The following is a 20,909-nucleotide window of genomic DNA, read 5'->3' on the forward strand; positions in this document are numbered from 1 at the left end:
ATGCTTTCATGAAGAGGCATTCTTTGGTTGCATTCCCCGAAGAAAACACAACATCATCCGGTATTAGCACCGCTTTCGCGATGTTATTCCGAATTCAAGGGTAGATTATCCACGCGTTACTCACCCGTGCGCCACTTTACTTATCCCCCGAAGGGAACTTTCTCGTTCGACTTGCATGTGTTAAGCACGCCGCCAGCGTTCATTCTGAGCCAGGATCAAACTCTCCGTTGAATCTCTGTACTTCCTCCTAAGAGGATTACTCAGGGGTATGTTCTTATTCTTTCACTGCCTGATTTTCAAAGATCGATTTTTTCGATCCGCCGCCGTAAGCAACGAGGATCAAACTATCCAGATTATCTTTCTGTGTCAATATATTTTTTTTACAAACTTAAATATTTTTATAACTAGCTGTATTTATATGTTTTTGGAATTTGCCATTCTGTGTTTCCTCCCGCAGATACCAAAACATCTATTCCATGGGACATAAAATTTCCCACCTCGGAAATACCATGGGAGTCATCCCCTGGCACAAGGGCAACCCCTACCTCCAACGCCTCTCGCAAAATATCCGCAGAAACGTAAGGTTCCGAAGCCCCCTTTCGCAGGGCTCTCAGGTTAAAATCGAGAATCAGACCTAGTTTTGCAACAGTTTCAAGATTTCTGGTAATACGCTTTGCAATTTCCGGTTTGCGCATCCGCACCTTATAATCCGGATCAAAAAGACGAATCAGATCAAAATGGCCCACAACCGCCGGCTTCAGGGTTTCCATCATTTCAAACTGTAAATCAAAATACCGACAGTACATCGCATCCATGCCCCCTACAGCATCCGCAGTTGCTCGATACTGTTCCTCAGAATAATCAAAACCGAAATCGGACACGTGATGCACTGAGCCAACAATATAATCCGGTCGGAAACGGGCAATCAGATCCGGCATAAAGCTCTCGTATCCGGAATAACTTTCACTTTCCATGGCAACAAAAACCTTCAGTCTCGGTGCAAAAGCAGCCTGCAACTCACGGCATCTGGCCATATAACGAACAAAACGTTCATGCAGGAATTCGGGGGTCAGACCAGCTGCTACCTGATCCGGGTATCGAAACTCCGGTGCAGGTGCCGGCACATGCTCGGAAATACCCACCCAGGAAAACCCGAGTTCCGCATATTTTTCCAAAATAGCCTCAAGGCTGCCTGTGGCATGGTGACAAAACTCTCCGGAATGACCCCCGTGTACAGACACCCAGGCAGGCCGTAAATCCGCAGCACGCATACATCCTCCTGAACCATGAAAGAAAACAGAGATAAAGTCCGCATGGTTCTTAGCCCAAAATACGTCTGCTTTCCACTCCTGAGCAGGACTTTATTTTTTTGACACAAAAATTAGCGTAAATTCAGGGAAAATACATGGGCTGCTCTCAGAAGGTTACCAGCCCAGTCTTCCGCCAGAGGATCCATGGCAACAACCTTGGCCTGCACAGATTCCGCAAGAATTCTTGCCGCCCGCTCAGAAAACTGGGGCTGGATAAAAATGGCCACTGCTTTTTTCTCCTTGGCCATACGGATCAAACGAGCAAGCTCACTTGGCGTGGGTTCACGACCACCCACTTCCACAGGAATCTGCTCCAGCCCATAGGCCTCAGCAAAATACCCCCAGGAAGGATGAAACACAAAAAACGTGTTCCCTTTTTTTGAATCAAAAACTTGCCGGATCTGGGCGTCCAGCATTTGAATTTCTTTAAGAAAAGCAGCATAACCATTTTCGAAATCATCGGAAAATTCCGGGAAAGATTTTTTGAGGGCATCCCGGATAACAAGAATCTGTAGAGCCACAAGTTCCGGTGCAAGCCAAACGTGGGGATCGGAAAAACCACCGCTATGACCGTGCCCCTTATGCCCATGATCGTCATCATGATGGTGTCCTGCAATGGGCCTTTTTGCGATACCTGTATCCGTTGGAACAATGGAAAGACTGGTATAGGTCTGGGAAAAACGGGCCAGCCAGACCTTTTCAAAGGGGACACCAATCGAGAAATAAATTCTGGATCGGGACAGTTCCAACAGCTGGGAGGGTGTCGGCTCATAGGTAGCTGGGCTGGCTCCAGGAGTCACCATGACATTCACACACAGATGCGCACCCGCTATTTTCTCCACAAAATACTTCTGTGGCAAAATGCTCACCGTTACAGCAGGTTTTTCTGAAGCAAAAGAAAATCCCGGCATGGCCATAATACCCAAACTGAACAGCAAAATACCCACAATACACGCACGGTATGCTTTGAAAAAGCATATATAATATAAGGCTTTATCCATAATTTCTCCTCATTATATCAAAAAATCTGATTACTCCCCAGGCGCAGCCTTGCGGTTCCAGATTTTGCTTCTGCTTCCATGCCATATCCTTGAGGTGTGAGAACAGACGCAAGAGTTACCTTTACGGCATACAGCACATCGTTCCCACACTGAAGCCTGGGAACGATGAACTGGAACAGGGTGGTCGTCAATTTAAAAAAAACTAAAAATCAGCCCCCCTGATACATGACAAGGCAATACTCTGAGATACTCAGTATATAAACCCCACCCAAAAACATAAAAAATCTCTTCCGATCAAAAAATCCCCTTGCCCGGATATAAAACAGGATCATGGGTAAGCAGTACCTGTGCGCAAAGACGCCGCAGCTTTGAAAAATTCAGTTCCTGATTAACACAGGGCACATCCTCAAGTCCCCTTTCCCCCATGAAAACCCCCAGATTTTCCCAGGCCGATACTGTCCACCAGAATTGCTTTCCCCTGCCTTTCCGGTAAATTTTCCAAAAATCCTCCGGCAAAGCTGACCAAAGCCCAGAATAGTCATAGGGAAGGTCCCCTGCCAAGGCAAGAAGGCCCTCAGCTGTCTCAACCAGCACCACCTGATGCCCTGCACAATGACCGCCCGTACGCCGCACCCGGATACCAGGCAAGATTTCGTCATCCCCATCCACCAGCACCATGCGGTGCAAAAGATTAAGCCAATGAGCAGGACGGTAATAAGTTTCTTCATTGGGATTCAAGACATTAAAAGCCCGAAAAGCATCTGCCTGCACATGAAAACGGGCGTGGGGAAAAAGAGACATGCCCGCAGTATGATCCCAGTGCAGGTGGGTCATAATCACATCTTCCACATCCGATGGCCGTACTCCAGCAGCTTTCAGAGCCTCTTCCAGCTGCTCCCCCTTTTCCTGGGAGGCCGAAGACCCCTGCCCGCCCACATCCATGGGATCAAAGCCTGTGTCCACCAGTACCAGATGGTCTGAAGACCTGAGAAGAAAGACACTGCTGGGAATGTTTTCCATAGGCGGCAGGAGATCCTCACCTCCGGGAGTACGAAAACGCACGGAAAACCGGCCATTGGCCAGGACATGAATCTGCCAGACGGACATGGATTTTCTCCTTACTTATAAAATATCGTTCACAAATAACGCGTTACGGGCGACCTTCTCACCCTCCACATTCATGTCAATACGGGAACGGTACAGCCGCAACGAATTGTTCACCACTGTAAGACTGCTCAAGGCCATGGCCAGGGCGGCTGCCATGGGATCCAGATGGCGGAACATCATAGGCAGCATGCTAAAGGAAGCCAAAGCTCCTGCTGCAACGGGAATGAGCACCACATTGTAACAGAAAGCCCAGAAAAGGTTCTGGCGGATCACCCGAAGACTCTTCCTCCCCATCACAAAAACAAAGGGAACCTGGGAAAGCCTGCCTCCTGCCAGCACCACAGCTCCGGCTTCCATGGCCACATCCGTTCCCGATCCCATGGCAATACCCAAATCCGAGGCTGCCAAGGCAGGAGCATCATTGATGCCGTCTCCCACCATGGCCACTTTACATCCCTCCTCTTGCAGCTTTCGGATCGTTTCGGATTTTCCTTCCGGCCTGACATCGGAAAAAACGGTGTCAATGCCGCAAGCCGCAGCCACCATGGCAGCACTTTCCGGTGTATCTCCCGTCATCAGCACAGTACGCATCCCCATGTCCTTCAGGCGGGACACTACAAAGGATGCCTCCGGCCTTGGCACATCCGCTACAGCAAAAAGCCCAAAGAGCCTTCCTGCCCCCCCAAGAGCGAGAACGGTTTTTCCCTCTTTTCTGAGCTTTGTCATGGCTTCTCTCCCGGAATCAAGAGGAATCCTCCCTTCTTCAAGCCAGTCCGGACGCCCCAGCCTTAGCTCTATCCCGTCCACAAACGCCAGAACACCAGCACCCCCTACACTGCTGAACTCCTGAACATCCGGAATATCAAGCCCTTCTTTTTCTGCCTGAAGGAAAATAGCCCGACCAACAGGATGTTCCGATCCCCTTTCCACAGCAGCCCCCAGGCGCAGAAGGCTTTCCCTGGAAATCTCCATATCCGTGGGCAGAATGTCTGTGACCTCAGGCCGCCCAAAGGTCAAAGTTCCTGTTTTATCAAAAACCACCGTATCCACAGCTGCTGCATCCTCAAGTGCAATGCCCGTTTTGAACAGGACACCATTTTCCGCCGCCCTGCCTGTTCCCGCCATTACCGCCGTGGGGGTGGCAAGGCCCAGGGCACAGGGGCAGGCGATGACAAGAACCGCAACAAACCGCACCATGGCCTCCACACCATCTCCTGAAACCAGCCACCAGGTACCGAAAGTCAGCAGGGCCACAGCCACCACCACAGGTACAAACACTGCCGCCACCTGATCTGCCAGGGCCTGCACCCTGGTACGACTGCCCTGGGCATCCTGCACAAGACGGATGATACCCGCCAGTACTGTATCCGCCCCCACACGTTCTGCCCGAAAGACAAGACGTCCGTCATGGTTCAGGGTACCGCCGGTAAGAGGGTCTCCCGGCTTTTTATCCACGGGTAACGATTCACCCGTAAGCATGGCTTCGTTCACCGCACTCCGCCCCTCAAGTACTCTCCCATCCACAGGAACGAGGCTACCGGGACGCAGCACCAGCGTGTCTCCTTTGCGGATTTCCGATACGGGAAACTCCACCTCACCACTTTCTTCCAGGCGAATAGCCCTTTTCGGTGCAAGATCCATGAGCTTGCGAATGGCCTCTCCGCTTTTACCCCGGGTTCCCGCCTCCAGCAGCTTGCCCAGCTTGATAAGGGTAATGATCACCGCAGCGGTTTCAAAATAAACATGGGTTCCAAGACCCGAAAAAAGTACGACACAGACTGAGTAGGCGTAGGCAACGGATGCACCGAGGCTTACCAGAACATCCATGTTGGCACTTTTGTTACGCAGACTCTGGTATCCTCCCCTGAAATAATCCAGCCCCGTATAAAAAAGAACGGGTGTGGCCAGAAACCAGAAAAAATAATTCATAAAAGGTTCCTGACTCCAGAATCCAAAAACATGAAAATCCCTCCCCATGGAAAGAATAAAAAGGGGCAGGGTAAAAAGAAGGCCCACAAAAAACTTTTTTTTCTGACCGGCTATCTCCTGCTCCCGAGCTGCCTTTTCAACATCCTTTTCCAAAAGCTCTGCATCCTCTCCGAGGATGGGGGTGAACCCCGCCCGACGCACAGCTCCGTTCAGAATTTCCAAGCCTGCCACACCCGGAAGGTAGTGCACATGAGCCTCTTCTGCTGCAAAATTCACTTCCGCAGCAAGAACTCCGGCCGTGGCAAGCAAAGCCTTTTCCACCCCCTTTGCACAGTTGACACAATGCATACCTGCAACAGGAATACGGATCCGGCTTTCCGGAATCTGAAACCCTGCCCTGTGAACAGCTTCCGCCACATGGGCTGTGGACACCTTTTCCGGATCCATGCGTACATGCAGAGTTTCCGCAGCAAAATTTACATGAACCTCCTCTACTCCTGATAGAGTGGATACAGCCTTTTCAACGCCTTGAGCACAATTGACGCAATGCATGCCCCTGACGGGAAAACTGAATTTCTGATCCATAAAAACCTCCAAAAAAGGAACACAGAACCGGCAAAAAATATCTATAAAAATAAAAAACATTTCCCGATCCAAAAAAATAAGCCGCAGAAATCTGATGGCAAGAAAAAACTACACGATCAGCCGCCTCCCCTAACTGCCCTCCCTGCACCTTATCAGGCAACAGATCCCGTCAGTCCGAATCCCGAACCTCCAGATCCACAAGGGTCTCTCCTCCGGGATAATTCCGGGTACGGTACTGGGTCAGGGACATGAGCTTACGGGTCAGGGTACCCATCTCATTAACCGCCCCCAGTATCTTTTCCGCATACTGGGTGACATCCCCCTTTTCCGGAGGCCGCATCTGTAAAAGCTCTGCATAACCGCTGATTTTCTGAAGGGGCTGATTTAATTCATGGCAGATGGTGGCCGCCATCCCCAATGCTCCCTCCCTCTTCTGCTGCGCTTCCCTCTCCACTTCCGCGGTCTTGAGATCGGCAATGGTTCTGCGCAGTTTACGGGTGAGAAGGGTGCGTTCCAGATGTACATTCACCCGTGCCAGCAATTCTTCCTTGAAAAAAGGCTTGATCAGATAATCCGTTCCACCTGCCGCAAAAACCTTCAAAAGCTCCTTCTGATCTGCAAGGGCCGTCAGAAAAAGTACCGGCGTATCCTCAAGACTGGCCCTGCGGCGTACCTCACGGCAAAGCCCTAAGCCATCCATGCGGGGCATGACAAGATCGGTGACAACAATATCCATCATCCATCCCATCTCTTCCAGAATATCGCAAGCCGCCTGTCCATCTTCTGCCTCAAAAACCCGCAACCCTTCCCGTCGCAGGTTGTCCGTTACAATGTGTCTCGCCGTATCGCTGTCGTCCACCACCAGAGCCGTCATATCGGCCATGGGCTGAGGCGGCTTCAGGATAGCTTCCACAGCCGCTTTCAGAGCACCTCGGACAAAGGGTTTTGTGATAAAATCTGCAGCACCAAGGGCAAAACCTTTCTGCCGGGTGGCCACCGTATCATTGGCCGTAACAAAAATAATGGGAATCCTGGCGTCTTCCACATGGGTAAAAAAACGCCGGTAATGGTCTTCCTGGAGCTTTCGGAAAGTCTCAAATCCCCCAAGACCGGGCATATCAATATCCAGGGTGATCAAATCCGGAGACGGAGGTTCCGCAGCTCTGGCCAAAGCCGCAAATCCGTTAGCGGCTTCGCTGACCCGATACCCTGCTGCCTGCAATTCTTCACGGATCAGTTTGCGGATAAGGGCACTGTCATCCACCACAAGAATTTCCAGAGGCCGTTCCATAAGGATCTCCCGGAGAGTGTTTCTCTTAACGCAAGAAAGGGGTCATACGCTCAAAAGCGCAGCCCCTTTCACAATTCTTACCGGCAAAAATGTATTCAATCAGGCTTTCTTAAGGGCTTCCAGCTCTTTTTCCAGCTCTTCAATACGATCCTTATCGCTTTTAACGGTAACACCTTCTTCGTTCTTCCAGGTATCTTTCAGCTCATCAAAACCAAGATACAGTGCAAGACCACCACCAATCAGCAGCATGATCGGAAGCGCACCTGCAATCAACTGAAGAAAGGCAGAAAACCACACAGCAAGACCGATCACACCCAGAACAGCGGCAACCGCACCACCCACTAACGTTTTCATTGGAAATAAACCTCCTCTTAGATAAGTATCATTCTTGGCGAACTACAGTCTTCCTGCCCTTAAATTTCCGTGCCCGAATAAAAACATTCTTCTGATCCGTAAAACTAACCACTGTATCCCAAAATTATAGATACTTAGGAAACTCATTTCACAAAAACAGAAATTCATGTTTTTCGCGCCACCACAATCTAAAAATTGTTTTCTGCTTTTTAAGGTTCTGGTCGATCCTGCAGCATCACCCACTTTTTGGGTTGCTTAAAAAAAACACCCGCCCCTTTGGAACCATACCGACAAATTCCGCGCAAAATATCATAGGCCAGAGGGCAAAACAAGCCTGAAAATGATGCCTTCAGGTTTTGAGACCTTGCCATAAGCCGGACGATCCTGCAATGGAAAAAACATTCTCTGAAAGAGTATCCTGAAACCCTTTGCAGTTGCCACCCATAACTTTCTCTGCTAGGTCATGCATGAAAAGGAGAAGGGGGGGACACCCTCCCCTTTTCCAGACCCAAATGCCATAAAAACCCCATCCATTACCGTATCCCATCTGGAACCTGTACACGTTGAGGATCCCCATGTCAGAAAGCCCTGATCACGAACAGCCCCAGCCTTCTAAAAAATTCTCTTTTCGAAAATGGGCCCATAACCAGATGGCCCATGAAAAAGAGCCTTACAGCTCCGTACTGAACGCAAAACCAGGATGGTTCACCCGGCAGATCTTCCGTTTCTTTTTCCGGAATATCGCAACGGATGCAGAGCTTCAAAAAACCGTTCAGACCTTGCCGGAAAATGCCATACTCCTGTACGCAACCCCCAGATACAGTATTCTGGAATTTTTATTTTCCGGCTTTCGCTACAAAGCACTGGGCATACCCGCCCCCCGTATCGGCCTTGACTACAGGATTTTCGCATTTCAGCCCATAGGACGGACATTGCGGATTTTCATGGCTCATACGCTCTGGTTTCTCCGTCACTTCCGCATTCCCAATCCCTATGATCTGGGATTTTACCGTGACAGGCTCATGGCGGGACATGCGGGATTCCTGTATCTTTCCAGTAAAAAAGGGTTTGAACGCCGCTTTCTGAAATCCCGAAAAGATGCCTTTGCCTTTCTTCTGGAAATGCAAAAAAATTGTGACAGACCGATTTATATTCTCCCCCAGATTCTTTTTTTCGGTATCAATCCCCACAGGGATACACCCTCACTGATGGATATCCTTTTCGGATCCGCCGAAGAACCCGGTAAAATCCGCCGCATACTGACCCTCACAGGCAAAAACAATCACAAAGTTTTCATGGAATTTTCCGATCCCATCTGCCTGAGAGACTTTCTTTCCCGGACGGATATTCTTCCCCTCCCCACCGAAAACCAGGCATTGCAACTCCGCAGAGAAATTCAGAACATCTTCACCCTGCACCGTCAGAGCATCACAGGCCCTGTGCTCAAAAAACGGGCGGAACTCATTGAAGCCATCCTCACCAGCGAAAAGGTAGAGGAAATCCTGAAAGAAGAAGTGAGGGAAAGCGGCAAAAGCCTTCAGGCTGTCCGCAGAAAAGCCAAAGACTACCTGGATGAAATCGCAGCCAATTACTCCATGAGCTGGATCAAAATCTATGACCTTGTTCTCACCTGGATGCTCAAAAATATCTTTGACGGGATTTCCGTGGATCAGGAAGGGCTGGCCCGCATCAAGCAGGCGGCCAAAAAAGGCCCCCTCATTCTGGTTCCCTGCCACAAGAGCCATCTGGATTATCTTATCCTCTCCTATCTCTTTCACCACAATAAGATGCCCTGCCCCCATATCGCTGCGGGTAAAAACTTAAGCTTCTGGCCGCTCGGTACCATTTTTCGGGGCGGCGGTGCCTTCTTTCTCAGACGCACCTTTAAAGGGGATCGCCTCTATGCCCGTATTTTTTCCGCCTATGTGGAAAAACTGCTTTCCGAGGGTTTCAATATCGAATTTTTCATCGAAGGGGGACGCAGCAGGACGGGAAAACTTCTGTCTCCCAAGATGGGGCTTCTTTCCCAGACCCTGGGTGCCTATGGTCATGGCGTTGCACCGGATCTGTCCATTGTGCCGATTTCCATCGGATACGACAGGGTACTGGAAGAAAAATCCTACCTCCACGAACTCAGCGGAGGTGAAAAAAAGCCGGAAAGTATGGGACAGCTGGTCAAAGCCAGAAAGTCCCTCAAGGTGCGGTATGGCAAGGTCTATGTCAATTTTGACAAGCCCATTTCCCTGAACCGCTATTTTTCAGAAAATGGCCTCAGACCTGCGGATCTGGACAAGGAGACCCACCAGGAAGTCTGTACAGATCTGGCGTTTCGCTGTATCCATGGGATCAACCAGGTCAGCGTGGCCACTCCCTATGGCATTGTGGCAGGCGCTCTGCTCAATGTCTTTCAGCCCACCATTCCCTATCCCCGCCTCAGTGAGGTCATGGAAGGCTATCTGGCCTATCTCAACCGCATGGACGTCCGCATGGCCGATACCCTTCAGATCAATCCGGATTATGCCTTAAAACAGGTCACGGACGCTTTCATTCAGAGGGGGTTTGTGGATGCGGGCCAGGATGCGGGCGAAGATCTGCGCATTGTCCTGAACGAAGGCAAACGGCCCATCCTGGATTACTATAAAAACAATGTCATCGCCTTTTTCATTCCTGCGGCCTATACATCACTTGCCATCCTGGAACAGGACGCCTTGCAGTTTTCCTCATCCAATCTGCATCTTACCTACGGCACGCTGGCAGAGTTCTTCAAGGATGAATTTTTCCAGGATCCAGACCGCAGTGCCGAACTGCTGATCCGGAAAAACCTCAAGGCCTTTATTGACGATGCCATCCTGGTACCCCACCCCACCCTTCCAGACACCTATAACGTCACAGCTGTGGGGCTGCGCAAGCTTAAGCTCTTCTCCGCCTTCCTCCTCACCTATCTGGAATCCTACTGGGTGGTACTCAATTTCTTCATGCGCTATCCCGCAGATACGGTGGAACCCAAAAACCGCCTGAAAAAAATCCAGTCCATGGGCCAGCGCATGAGCAAACGGGGAGAAATTAACCGGATTGAGGCCCTTTCCGGGGTCAATTATAAAAATGGTCTTGCCTGTTTCCAGCGCTCAGGACTCCAGGGATCCGAAGACAAGGAAGCCATCGCCCGGCACGCAGACCGCATCCAGCATTATATCAACCTCATCGTCACCTGAAACCCTCCGGAGAAACCGGCCTTCCCAGGGGGCCGGTTTCCCTTTTCTCTCCTCCCAGAAAAGAGAACCCATGCGCGCCATCCTTCTTGCCGCTGGTATCGGCACCCGCTTAAAGCCCCACACGGACTCCCTGCCCAAGCCCCTTTTTCCCGTGGGAGGAATCCCTATCCTGGATCGCCTCATTCATCAGCTTGCAGTTCAGGGCATTGAGGCCATCCTCCTCAATACCCACCATCTGGCTCCCCTTGTGGAAAAGCACATCCGCAGCAATCTCTGGCCCGTTCCCGTGTTCTGCCGCAGGGAGGAAAAACTGCTGGACACCGGCGGAGCCATCGCCAACATGAGAGATTTTTTTACAGACGCCCCCATGCTGGTGGTCAATGCGGACATCCGTATGGAAGTGGTGCTTGCCCCCATTCTGGCCTTTCACCAGAAAAAAAATGCCCTCGCCACGCTGGTGCTGACGCCTTCAGCAGACATGAATCATGTGGCCTTTGAAGGAGAAACCATCCTGGGCTTCAGACAGGACAAGGTTCCGGAAAACAGCCAGCGCATGGCTTTTACCGGTGTTCAGATCCTTTCCCCCGAAGCCCTGGCCTTCTTCCGGAAAGGGAAGACTTTTTCCTCCATTGACGCTTACAGGGATATGATCCTTGCGGGCAGTCCTCCCCATGCCTATCACCTTCCCGCATCCGCCTTCTGGTCGGATCTCGGGACGCCGGAACGCTTCTCCGGAGCGGCCTTTCAGGAGCTGCTCCTTTCCCTGAACAGCAAAAACCCCATCCGCAGCCAGGAAGCCCTGGCTGGGGACGGTTCGGATCGCGGATGGCGGCGTATCACCTGGCTGGACGGGAAAAGGATCATCGTGGCCGATCACGGCATACAGGGGCTTCAGACCCCATCGGAAGCTTCTGCCTGTCTTGCTCTGGGAAGGCACCTTGCCACATCCGGTCTTCCCGTTCCCCGTATTCTCGGCTGGGATCTTTTCTCCGGCCTTGTAGCCATGGAAGACCTTGGCGATACACGCCTGCACGATTTTATTCTCCAGTACGGCCCGGAAGCTGCTCTACCCTATTATAAAAAGATTCTCTCCCTGTTTCCGGCCATGAAAAAGGCCTCTTCAGGTCTCATCACCGAAATGGCCTTCACCTTTCCCACGTATGACAGGCAACTGATCCTTGAAAGAGAATGCGGATATTTTGAAAGGGCTTTTCTGAAAAACCTCCTCGGTCTTGATACCCTGCCCCAGGATCTTTCCGAAGCCTTTTCCCACCTTGCGGAAAAAACCCTTGAAAACGGTTGTTTCGGCCTGATACACCGGGATCTTCAGAGCCGTAACATCATGATCCAGGCAGGAGTCCCCCGTGTCATCGATTTTCAGGGGGCCATGGCTGGCCCGCTTCAGTACGATCTTGCCACCCTTCTCCTGGATCCCTATGCCGCCCTCCCTCCGGACATCCGTAAGACCCTCTTTGAGGAGGCCTGTACCCTCATAAATCCGGAGACAGAGGAAAGGGAATGCTTCAAAAAGGGGTATACCTATGCGGCCCTCTGCCGCAACCTTCAGATCCTCGGAGCCTTTTCCTTTCTCTGGAAAGAAAAGAAAAAGACCTTTTTTAAAGACTATATTTCCCCCGCCCTTACCACCCTCCTCAGGCAGGAGGCCTTTACAGATCCGGCCTTAGGCCCCATACAGGAAACGGCCCATATGGCTCAAAAAACCTGGACGGCTCTCTTTTCCTAAACCGCAAGACATCCTTCAACCCGCTTCTCGAAGGCTGCCCGTTCCGCAGCCTTCCACTCCGCATCCCGGCCCAGCTCAGAGGCCATGAGATCCAGCACCCTGTCCGCCATTTCAAAGGCTGCCCTCGCGTCCAGCACCAGGGCGCGCATCCTGCGGCTCAGCACGTCCTCCAGGGTTCGGGCCATTTCATGACGTACGGCCCAGAGCACATCCACCCCCCGATAGGGAAGTTTCGGATGCAGGGGAGAAAGAAGTTCCGGCTGTCCTCCGGCAAGAGCCTCTACGGCAGATCTGTCTGTCCCATAGCTATGGAAAGGATCTTCAAAATTTCCTCCCTCCATGTAGCCATGCAGCCTCAGACGGGACGTGACACAACGCCGAAACGAAAGTCCGGTCAGCGGAAGCGCCTTGTCCACGGTGTCTTTCGCCATCCTCCTGTAGGTCGTCCACTTGCCGCCCGCAATGGTAACCAGCCCCGAAGGCGCAATACAGAGATGATAGTCTCTGGAAAGGGCTGCGGTATTTTTGCTGTCCGATGCAGCCACCAGGGGACGAATCCCGGCAAAAATACTCAGAATATCTTCCCGTGTCGGATCTTTGGCCAGATAGCGGGCCGCATGGGTTAAAAGAAAATCCACTTCTTCTTTCAGGGGTTTGGGATCACGATCCACCGAAGGCAAAGCCGTATCCGTGGTTCCCACCAGCACCTTACCGCACCAGGGTACCATGAAAATCACCCGGCCATCATCCGTATGGGGTACCATGAGGGCCGTCTTCAGAGGGGCAAAGGATTTATCCAGAACGATATGGATCCCCTGACTGGGGGCAATGATCGCCCTCTCATCGGCTTCATCCATACGGCGGATACTGTCCACAAAGGGGCCCGTCGCATTGATCACGACCCTGCCCCGCAGATCCCAGCTTTTCCCAGTCAAACCGTCCTTTGCAGCCACACCGCAAACCTGGCCGTCCTCTCCCTTCAGGAGTCCTTCCACAGCCACATGGTTGAGGGGCAGGCCTCCGGAATCGGTCATGGTGTGGGCCAGGGTAATGGCCAGCCTTGCGTCATCAAACTGGCCATCATGGTATATCACCCCACCCTTCAGCCCTTTCGGCTCCAGGGTCGGTATACGGGTAAGGGTTTCTGTCTTGGAAAGAATGCGGGATTTACCAAATCCGTGTTTTCCCGCCAGCATGTCATAGAGCTTTAGCCCCACACCGTAAAAAGGCCGCTCCCACCAGCGGTAATCCGGCACAAGAAATTCAAGGTTATGCACCAGATGGGGGGCGTTCCGCAACAAAAGTCCCCTTTCGTGGAGAGCTTCCACCACCAGGGCCACGTTTCCCTGCTGGAGGTAGCGAACCCCTCCGTGAATGAGTTTGGTGGAACGACCGGATGTCCCTTCGGCAAAATCCCCCGCCTCCAGAAGAAGTACGGAATACCCCCGGCTGGCGGCATCCACCCCAACACCAAGGCCCGTTGCTCCACCACCAATCACAATGAAATCCCATATTTTCTTTTCATCCTCAAGAAGGGCAAGCCCCTTTTCCCTGTTCATAAAACTCCATGCAAGGGATTAAATATTTAAAAACTCTGGCTACGGATATTCCTTCACTCTTTACAATACGGCAATTTTCGGATTCCCCCGGTTCATTCCCAATCAACCGGCAAGACTCCGCGCAAGGAGGGTGGCGTCCTCAGCCCCCAGCTTCTGAAGGACTTCTTTCAGCTTCATTTTTTCCCCGTGCCCTGCTACGCCATCCCCCGGCTTTTTTTGATACTTTCATAGGCTTCCTGTATGGTGCGGAACTTTTCTTCCGCCAGTTCCGTAAATTCTTCGGGAAGCCCTTTTGAGGCGATGGTATCCGGATGGTATTCCCGAACCAGCCTGCGGTACTGTTTTTTGATCTCCTCATCCGTGGCCGTTGGCTCCAGCCCCAGCACCTCGTATCCGCTTTTATCCTTTTTTATATAGCGGGAACGAAGCTGTTCATAAAAGCTGGCAGGAAGCCCGAAAATACGCACCGCACTGCGGATCAGTCTCTCTTCGTCAGCACTGACCCCTCCATCGCTGGCCGCCACCCGAAAAAGAATATCCGTCATCAGCTCCAGAATCTGACGCTGATGACGGAAGGCATCAGCAAACTGCATGGCAAAGGATTCAAAGGTTTCCGGAGACTGGACGGCTGTACGAAAAATCTGGATGGCTATTTTCCGTGATTCCGCATTGAGCCGCAGATCCCTTTCCATAATCTCTTCTATGGTGCGGATCTCCACATCCGTAATCCGGCCATCCACCTTGGTGAGCTTGGCCAGCATGGAAAAAGCGGCCACAAAAAAAGTCATATGCCGGGCATCATCCTGGGTATCGATTCTGCGATGTCCGCCGGATCGTCCGCCCCGGCCCGAAAGATAAGCCTCATCCCTTTTGTCAAAACCATGGCCAAAAGCCGCCCCCAAAATGGCTCCCAAAGGACCGCCGATGGCAAATCCCAAGGTGCCTCCCACCAGTTTTCCCAGCCACCCCATAATCGTCCTATCCTGTTTAAAAAATTATATTTTCAGAAAGTATTCCTGCACCGCATCTTTCCCATACCCCAGACCTCAGGACGGACGGGCAAGCAGGGTATCGTAAAAATCATTGCCCTTGTCATCCATGATGATAAAGGCGGGAAAATCCTTCACCTCAATGCGGTAAACGGCTTCCATACCGAGATCCTCAAAATCCAGCACCTGGACAGCCTTTATACAGTCCCTGCCCAGCCTTGCCGCAGGCCCGCCGATGGAGCCAAGATAAAAACCGCCATATTTTCTGCACGAATCCCGCACCAGCCGGGAGCGGTTACCCTTGGCCAGCATGACAAGGGAAGCCCCCTGTTCCTGGAAGGCCGGTATATAAGGATCCATTCGGCCTGCGGTGGTAGGCCCGAAAGAGCCTGAAGCGTAGCCCGCAGGAGTCTTGGCAGGTCCCGCATAATACACCATATGGTTCAGGAAATACTCCGGAAGTTTTTCGCCCTTGTCCAGCATGGCCTTCAGCCTGCTGTGGGCAATATCCCTTGCCACAACAATAGGGCCGTTCAGCATGACCCGGGTGGCCACCTTGAGTTCCGAAAGGGTGCTGCGAATCGCTTCCATGGGACGGTTCAGATCAATGGACACCGCATCTTCCATATCAAATTCCGGATCCGGAAGAAAACGGGCAGGATCCGCATCCAGCTTTTCGAGGAAAAGGCCTTCCGCTGTAATCTTTCCCAAAATGTTGCGATGGGCGGAACAGCTTACCCCCACCCCGACAAAGCAGGAGGCTCCATGCCGGGGTAAGCGCACCACCCGCACATCGTGGCAGAAATGGCGTCCTCCGAACTGAGCTCCCAGCCCCAACCCCCGGCTCATGACAAGAAGCTCCGCTTCCAGGGAAAGATCCCGGAATCCCCGTCCCTGGGCATTGCCGCTGTCAGGCAAAGTATCAAGGTATCCCGTGGAAGCCAGTTTCAGGGTTTTCAAGGTGTGCTCCGCGCTCAGGCCACCGATGACAACCGCCAGATGGTAAGGCGGACAGGCGGAAGTACCAATTTCCTGAAGGCTCTCCCGCAGAAAGGGCAGCAAAACTTCAGGAGACAGAATCTGCCGGGTTTTGTTGTATAAAAAGCATTTGTTGGCCGATCCTCCCCCCTTGGCTACAAAAAGAAATTTGTAGCTGTCTCCGGGGATTGCGGCAATCTCAATCTGGGCAGGAAGATTGTTTTTTGTGTTCACTTCTTCGTACATGGAAAGGGGAGCCAGCTGGGAATACCGGAGATTCTCGGTCGTATAGGCCCGATGAACCCCTTCGGCGATCCAGCGGACATCGTCCACACCGGTCAGCACCCGTTCTCCCTTTTTTGCCATAACCAGGGCCGTTCCCGTGTCCTGACACATGGGAAAGACCCTGCCCGCACTGATGACCGCATTTTTTAAAAGTTCCATGGCCACAAAGCGGTCGTTGGCTGAAGCCTCCGGATCTTTGAGAATGGCAGCAAGCTGTTCCAGATGCTCCGTGCGCAGCAGAAAAGCGGCATCCCGAAAGGCCTCTTCCGTCAATAACCGCAGGGCTTCGGCATCCACCCTGAAAAAGCCCCCAAGCTCCCCGGACAGGGGATGGATATGGGTATTTCCAAGAGATCGCCAGGCCACATCCCTTTCTTTCCGGGCCAACACATCCTGATATATAAACGATTCCATAATTTTTTCCGTTTTTCCATTATAAAAAAATGCTATACGGACTCCCCATGGGGCACCCGATGCGAACAGACCCGGAAACAAAACGACTCTTTCCCAAGACTCCGACCATACCGTGGACATTGCATAACCGCCCCATGGTTTCCCGAATCTCCTGGAAAAAGTCAAAGGAATAGACTAAATTTTCCGCGATCTGTTCTCCTGTACCGGATCCCACCGTGGAGAATACGTTTTCAATAAAAAAATATTTTCTGAAAAAGGTATAAAATGAGTATGTTATGGGCATGGACTGCACTCATTGCAGGGATTGGCATTCTGGTTTTCAGCGCGGATCTCTTTGTGGAAGGTGCCGCAGCCCTTGCAAGACGGCTTGGGATGTCTCCCCTTCTTATCGGTATGGTCATCGTGGGTTTCGGGACTTCCGCACCGGAAATGCTGGTATCCGCCCTCGCCTCCTTCGAGGGGAAGGGAGGACTGGCCCTGGGCAATGCCTACGGCTCCAACATCGCCAACATCGCCCTCATTCTTGGCCTTACCGCCCTGATCCGTCCCATCCCCGTAACCGATGAGGTGCTGCGCAGGGCTTTACCCGTCCTCATGCTGGTAACCCTTTTAGCGGTCTTTCAGCTTCTTGACACCCTGGTTTCCCGCTGGGACGCCGTCATTCTCCTTGGGGTCTTTGTTCTTCTTCTGTTCTTCTCCATGGGAAAAAAACAGACGGATTCCGAAGCTGCCCCCATCACAGCCATCCAGATCGAAAACATAAGCGTTTCCAGATCCCTGCTGCGTCTGGCCCTTGGTCTTGGTCTTCTGATTTTCAGCTCCCAGATACTGGTCTGGGGGGCTGTAGCCATTGCCCAGGCCTTCGGCATCTCCGATCTCATCATCGGTCTTACCATTGTTGCCCTGGGAACCTCTCTGCCGGAGCTGGCCTCCAGTCTGGCTGCTGCACGCAAAGGGGAACATGCCATTGCGCTGGGCAACATCCTCGGCTCCAATCTCTTTAATACCCTTGTCGTGGTGGGCATTGCAGGCCTTGTTCGCCCCATTTCCGCAGGAACCGGACTGCTGCCACGGGACATGGGCCTGATGACAGGTCTCACCGCCTCCCTCTTTCTGCTGGGATACGGTTTCCGTAAACCGGGCAACATCTCCCGCATGGAAGGGGGCGTACTCCTTCTTGTCTATTGCGGTTATTCGGTCTGGCTCATCCGCAGTACGTTGATCTGAACCCGGAAGAAGCAGAACAAGCTATCCGTTTTATAAAGGATAAAGCCCGGGGCCAGCACCTGCACCTCCATCAGAGCATCTGCCCCATCCGAACCGGACACTCCTGTACCCGATCCCCCCTTCAGGATTTTTCATGAATGGGAAAGGGGGATTCCAGCATACCTGCCAGTCCCTGGGGAACCTCCCCCTCTTCCGTCTGCACATACAAAGCAGTCAGGTAACGCCGCAGAATGTCCGCTTCAATACGGCCCCGCCGCCTTGCCGGAACAGGCACCCGAAGCTGAAATGTGATTTTATCATGATCCGGCATCTGAAGATTCACCCGGGGTTCCACAGCAGGGGCATCCAGAGCATGACGTCTTGAAATATGATGCATACGAATGCGGGCTTCAGTGAGGTAGGAAGCACAAACCAGATTGGCCGCCTCCAGCAGCAGTGACTCTGCCTTCTGCCAGTGTTCCCCTGCTTTCACCGTGACGGTGATAATGTGAAAAACATAGTCTTCCCCCCCGTGGGTCTCATTGCGCACGGCATTGGACAAAAAAACGGCATTGGGGATGAAAATATTCACCCCCGTATACTGATGGGTTTTGACGCCTGATCCCACTTCCATGATGAGAATACCCATAAGGTTCTGATCCAGTACATCCCCATGGATACCATTGACTTCAATGCGATCCCCAATGACAAAAGAGTGGCAGGCACTCCGGTAAAAATACCCGATAATATTAAGAAGAAATTCCTTGGTAGCCACCACCACAGCGGCAGCCACCAGCACAAGGCCTGCACCGATGGCCTGAAGCTGTTCAATCCAGATCAGTACAAGAAGAAAAATCACCAGAAAAATGGCCGTATTCCGGATACTCACCATCCAGCGCCTTCTCAGGGTTCCATCAAGTTCTTCCTGACCGAGAATGCTGCGGATGGCCGCATAGCGCAGAAAAAGGATGGCCGTCACCACCACAAAACTGGTGATGGCTTTTACGAGAAAAGTATTGTCCACAACAAAATTCCACTCCACAACCCGTCTCTCCCTGCATTTTTCCGAACCAATGGCCTTCAGAACACATTCCCAGACCATGGCTTCCGCAGTGTGGGCGAAAAAAAAGGCTGAGCCTGGGGCATGCGTTTACACCCCCTCCCGCTCTTTCGTAAAAAAGGCATCTGTCCCCCCATCACTCCATCACTCCTGCCCCGCCTTCTGTCCCGAATACGGAATTCGTTTCAGTATCCCATTGAACCTTTCCACAAAATCCTCAGAAATGGTTTTCCTGCTGAACATGACAGCAATCTCTCCGCTGACCAGTTCCACGCCAGGATATTTTGCCACACGGCCCATGTCCAGCTGGGATACCGCAACCACAGGATCCATGAGGAAACCAAAAATTCTTCCATGGAGAAGCATCCTGTAGTTCAGAATATCCGCACTGACAAAGGAAACCCGCTCACGGAAGGCCGGAATCTTTATCATGTTTTCAAACTCCTGCCCGTAATAGTAGGCATGGGTGGCACCAATCCTGACAGGATATTTCATGACATCAGAAAGGTCATGGAAGTCATACTGTCCCACGTCCTCTTTCCGGACAATCAGGGTAAAGGTTTCATGCCTGTAGGGAGAAGAAAACCAGGCATAGCGTTCCCTTTCGGGCAGTCTGCTGGCTCCTGCGACGAAATCCAGGGTACCGTTCTCTATCCGTGCCAGAGCGCCCTTCCAGTTCATTTCCTCAAAAAGGACGGTACATCCCATTTCCCGAAAAATTCCGGACAGAAAGACCACATCCAGCCCCGTAAATTCTCCGCTGTCAGCCCGGTACTGATAGGGCTTCCATTCTTCCCATCCGGAATGCAGGACACAGGTCTCAGCCGCCTGAACCGGAGCAAGGCTTAAAAGGCAGAAACATACGGAAAAAAGGACTGTATACCTTTTTATTCTACAGACATCCATGGACGGACTCCTTTTCCAGCGATTCCGGATTCCCGTAAAAGCAATTGACAGACAAAGACATTCCAGCCTACCTCTTTCATGCGGCAGTGACAATCCTGAAAAAGCCCGGACAGAACCAGCGGATGGCAGGAAAAGAAAGATGCCCCCTCTCTTTCACCCCGGCCGTCATGCTCCCCGAAAAAGGAGACCCCTTCATGCAGAGGATAGAAGAGAACGCTTTCAGCTATTTCACCGCTTCCCATCCTTTCACCCCCTCAAAGCCCAGCCTTGTGTTCATCCATGGTGCCGCAATCAACGCAGCGTTCTGGAAACTCCAGCTCGACGGCCTGTCCGGCAGCGTCAACTGTTTTGCCCCCAATCTGCCCGGCAGAAGTGCTGCGGAACCGGAGGCCTGTGTCTCCGTTTCGGATCAGGCGGACTACATCCTGAACTTCATGGAGCATGTCGGAATTCAGGCCCCCGTCCTCTGCGGTCTTTCCATGGGAGGCGGCATTGTGCTGGAGCTTCTTGCCAGAAAACCCTCCCTTTTTCCCAGGGGCATTGTGATCAATTCCGGGGCAAGGCTCCGGGTCAGCCCCCTGATTTCTGACACCATCCGGGAGAACTTCTCCGTGTTCAGGGAGCTTCAGATGCAGATGGGCCTTTCTCCCCACAGCGATCCTCAGGCCATCCGACCCGTTCTGGAGGCCGCAGCCATCGAGAGCCCGGAAACCGCCCTCAAAGACTTTCTGGCCTGCGACCGCTTTGACATCATGGATCAGCTGCACCGGATCACAGCCCCCGTTCTCATCCTCACCGCATCAGAAGACAGACTCTCCCCCGTGAAATTCGGAGCCTATCTCAAGGATCACATTACAAATGCCAGCCTGAAATGCATCGAAGGTGCAGGCCATCTCTCTCCTGTGGAAAAACCGGAAGAGGTGAACCACGCCATTCTGGAGTTCATTTCCCGGCAGCCCTGAATTCAGGCGGCCCCCTT

At 52.2% G+C, this 20,909-nt stretch carries 15 protein-coding genes and 1 rRNA gene; 4 read left to right on the forward strand and 12 right to left on the reverse strand.

The genetic code is table 11. From position 1 onward, the window contains the following. The 7 genes from BR04_RS08375 to BR04_RS08405 form a co-directional block, all read right to left on the reverse strand. A 16S ribosomal RNA gene (locus BR04_RS08375) occupies positions 1 to 231 on the reverse strand; the annotation flags it as partial. 173 nt (positions 232 to 404) lie between these two features. Next, positions 405 to 1,271, reverse strand: a complete 867-nt coding sequence (locus tag BR04_RS08380; protein WP_496355551.1) for a histidinol-phosphatase — start codon at positions 1,269 to 1,271, stop codon at positions 405 to 407. 110 nt (positions 1,272 to 1,381) lie between these two features. Beyond that, a complete protein-coding gene (locus tag BR04_RS08385; RefSeq protein WP_496355552.1) occupies positions 1,382 to 2,311 on the reverse strand; it encodes a metal ABC transporter solute-binding protein, Zn/Mn family in 930 nt (309 codons plus the stop codon). 294 nt (positions 2,312 to 2,605) lie between these two features. Further along, positions 2,606 to 3,418, reverse strand: a complete 813-nt coding sequence (locus tag BR04_RS08390) for an N-acyl homoserine lactonase family protein (protein WP_496355553.1) — start codon at positions 3,416 to 3,418, stop codon at positions 2,606 to 2,608. A 15-nt stretch (positions 3,419 to 3,433) separates the two neighbouring features. Then, a complete protein-coding gene (locus BR04_RS08395) occupies positions 3,434 to 5,932 on the reverse strand; it encodes a heavy metal translocating P-type ATPase (RefSeq protein WP_496355554.1) in 2,499 nt (832 codons plus the stop codon). 169 nt (positions 5,933 to 6,101) lie between these two features. After that, the gene (locus BR04_RS08400) at positions 6,102 to 7,223 is read right to left on the reverse strand and encodes a response regulator (protein WP_496355555.1); all 1,122 of its coding nucleotides are present in this window, start codon (positions 7,221 to 7,223) and stop codon (positions 6,102 to 6,104) included. A 99-nt stretch (positions 7,224 to 7,322) separates the two neighbouring features. Further along, entirely contained in the window at positions 7,323 to 7,577 is a 255-nt protein-coding gene (locus tag BR04_RS08405; protein WP_496355556.1) for a hypothetical protein, read from the reverse strand. 575 nt (positions 7,578 to 8,152) lie between these two features. Here BR04_RS08405 and BR04_RS08410 point away from each other — a divergent pair. After that, positions 8,153 to 10,789: a 1-acyl-sn-glycerol-3-phosphate acyltransferase gene (locus tag BR04_RS08410; protein ID WP_496355557.1), complete on the forward strand. Its 2,637-nt coding sequence runs from the start codon at positions 8,153 to 8,155 to the stop codon at positions 10,787 to 10,789. A 70-nt stretch (positions 10,790 to 10,859) separates the two neighbouring features. Continuing rightward, positions 10,860 to 12,533, forward strand: a complete 1,674-nt coding sequence (locus tag BR04_RS08415) for a sugar phosphate nucleotidyltransferase (RefSeq protein WP_496355558.1) — start codon at positions 10,860 to 10,862, stop codon at positions 12,531 to 12,533. On the opposite strand, the gene BR04_RS08420 is transcribed toward BR04_RS08415, so the two are convergent. The 3 genes from BR04_RS08420 to BR04_RS08430 form a co-directional block, all read right to left on the reverse strand. After that, positions 12,530 to 14,092, reverse strand: coding sequence for a glycerol-3-phosphate dehydrogenase/oxidase (locus BR04_RS08420; protein WP_496355559.1), 1,563 nt, complete (start codon positions 14,090 to 14,092; stop codon positions 12,530 to 12,532). The two genes, BR04_RS08415 and BR04_RS08420, sit on opposite strands and share 4 nt — an antisense overlap. A 194-nt stretch (positions 14,093 to 14,286) precedes the next feature. Then, positions 14,287 to 15,063 carry a co-chaperone DjlA gene (gene djlA / locus BR04_RS08425; protein ID WP_496355560.1) on the reverse strand — a complete coding sequence of 259 codons (777 nt, stop codon included), beginning with the start codon at positions 15,061 to 15,063 and terminating at the stop codon, positions 14,287 to 14,289. Positions 15,064 to 15,138: 75 nt separating this feature from the next. Beyond that, positions 15,139 to 16,758: a FumA C-terminus/TtdB family hydratase beta subunit gene (locus tag BR04_RS08430; RefSeq protein WP_496355561.1), complete on the reverse strand. Its 1,620-nt coding sequence runs from the start codon at positions 16,756 to 16,758 to the stop codon at positions 15,139 to 15,141. 264 nt (positions 16,759 to 17,022) lie between these two features. Here BR04_RS08430 and BR04_RS08435 point away from each other — a divergent pair, with 264 nt between their 5' ends. Continuing rightward, positions 17,023 to 17,985 (forward strand): calcium/sodium antiporter, encoded by a 963-nt coding sequence (locus tag BR04_RS08435; protein WP_496355562.1) that lies wholly within the window; start codon positions 17,023 to 17,025, stop codon positions 17,983 to 17,985. A gap of 121 nt (positions 17,986 to 18,106) precedes the next feature. Here the strand turns inward: BR04_RS08435 and BR04_RS08440 are convergent, their stop codons facing one another. Both BR04_RS08440 and BR04_RS08445 read right to left on the reverse strand, forming a co-directional pair. After that, positions 18,107 to 19,066 (reverse strand): mechanosensitive ion channel domain-containing protein, encoded by a 960-nt coding sequence (locus BR04_RS08440; RefSeq protein ID WP_496355563.1) that lies wholly within the window; start codon positions 19,064 to 19,066, stop codon positions 18,107 to 18,109. Positions 19,067 to 19,168: 102 nt separating this feature from the next. Then, positions 19,169 to 19,930 carry a substrate-binding periplasmic protein gene (locus BR04_RS08445; RefSeq protein WP_496355564.1) on the reverse strand — a complete coding sequence of 254 codons (762 nt, stop codon included), beginning with the start codon at positions 19,928 to 19,930 and terminating at the stop codon, positions 19,169 to 19,171. Between the two features lie 194 nt (positions 19,931 to 20,124). On the opposite strand from BR04_RS08445, the gene BR04_RS08450 reads away from it, so the two are divergent. Beyond that, entirely contained in the window at positions 20,125 to 20,892 is a 768-nt protein-coding gene (locus tag BR04_RS08450) for an alpha/beta fold hydrolase (protein WP_496355565.1), read from the forward strand. Positions 20,893 to 20,909 lie beyond the last annotated feature (17 nt).

Source organism: Desulfobotulus sapovorans DSM 2055 (genome assembly GCF_059569355.1).

What these genes read in the sequence shown, in the direction of transcription:
- BR04_RS08415 (WP_496355558.1), top strand. Translation starts at nt 10,860, where the DNA reads ATGCGCGCCATCCTTCTTGCCGCTGGTATCGGCACCCGCTTAAAGCCC.
- BR04_RS08430 (WP_496355561.1), bottom strand. Translation starts at nt 16,758, where the DNA reads ATGGAATCGTTTATATATCAGGATGTGTTGGCCCGGAAAGAAAGGGAT.
- BR04_RS08440 (WP_496355563.1), bottom strand. Translation starts at nt 19,066, where the DNA reads ATGGTCTGGGAATGTGTTCTGAAGGCCATTGGTTCGGAAAAATGCAGG.
- BR04_RS08445 (WP_496355564.1), bottom strand. Translation starts at nt 19,930, where the DNA reads ATGGATGTCTGTAGAATAAAAAGGTATACAGTCCTTTTTTCCGTATGT.
- djlA (WP_496355560.1), bottom strand. Translation starts at nt 15,063, where the DNA reads ATGGGGTGGCTGGGAAAACTGGTGGGAGGCACCTTGGGATTTGCCATC.
- BR04_RS08400 (WP_496355555.1), bottom strand. Translation starts at nt 7,223, where the DNA reads ATGGAACGGCCTCTGGAAATTCTTGTGGTGGATGACAGTGCCCTTATC.
- BR04_RS08420 (WP_496355559.1), bottom strand. Translation starts at nt 14,092, where the DNA reads ATGAACAGGGAAAAGGGGCTTGCCCTTCTTGAGGATGAAAAGAAAATA.
- BR04_RS08405 (WP_496355556.1), bottom strand. Translation starts at nt 7,577, where the DNA reads ATGAAAACGTTAGTGGGTGGTGCGGTTGCCGCTGTTCTGGGTGTGATC.
- BR04_RS08395 (WP_496355554.1), bottom strand. Translation starts at nt 5,932, where the DNA reads ATGGATCAGAAATTCAGTTTTCCCGTCAGGGGCATGCATTGCGTCAAT.
- BR04_RS08385 (WP_496355552.1), bottom strand. Translation starts at nt 2,311, where the DNA reads ATGGATAAAGCCTTATATTATATATGCTTTTTCAAAGCATACCGTGCG.
- BR04_RS08410 (WP_496355557.1), top strand. Translation starts at nt 8,153, where the DNA reads ATGTCAGAAAGCCCTGATCACGAACAGCCCCAGCCTTCTAAAAAATTC.
- BR04_RS08450 (WP_496355565.1), top strand. Translation starts at nt 20,125, where the DNA reads ATGCAGAGGATAGAAGAGAACGCTTTCAGCTATTTCACCGCTTCCCAT.
- BR04_RS08380 (WP_496355551.1), bottom strand. Translation starts at nt 1,271, where the DNA reads ATGCGTGCTGCGGATTTACGGCCTGCCTGGGTGTCTGTACACGGGGGT.
- BR04_RS08390 (WP_496355553.1), bottom strand. Translation starts at nt 3,418, where the DNA reads ATGTCCGTCTGGCAGATTCATGTCCTGGCCAATGGCCGGTTTTCCGTG.
- BR04_RS08435 (WP_496355562.1), top strand. Translation starts at nt 17,023, where the DNA reads ATGAGTATGTTATGGGCATGGACTGCACTCATTGCAGGGATTGGCATT.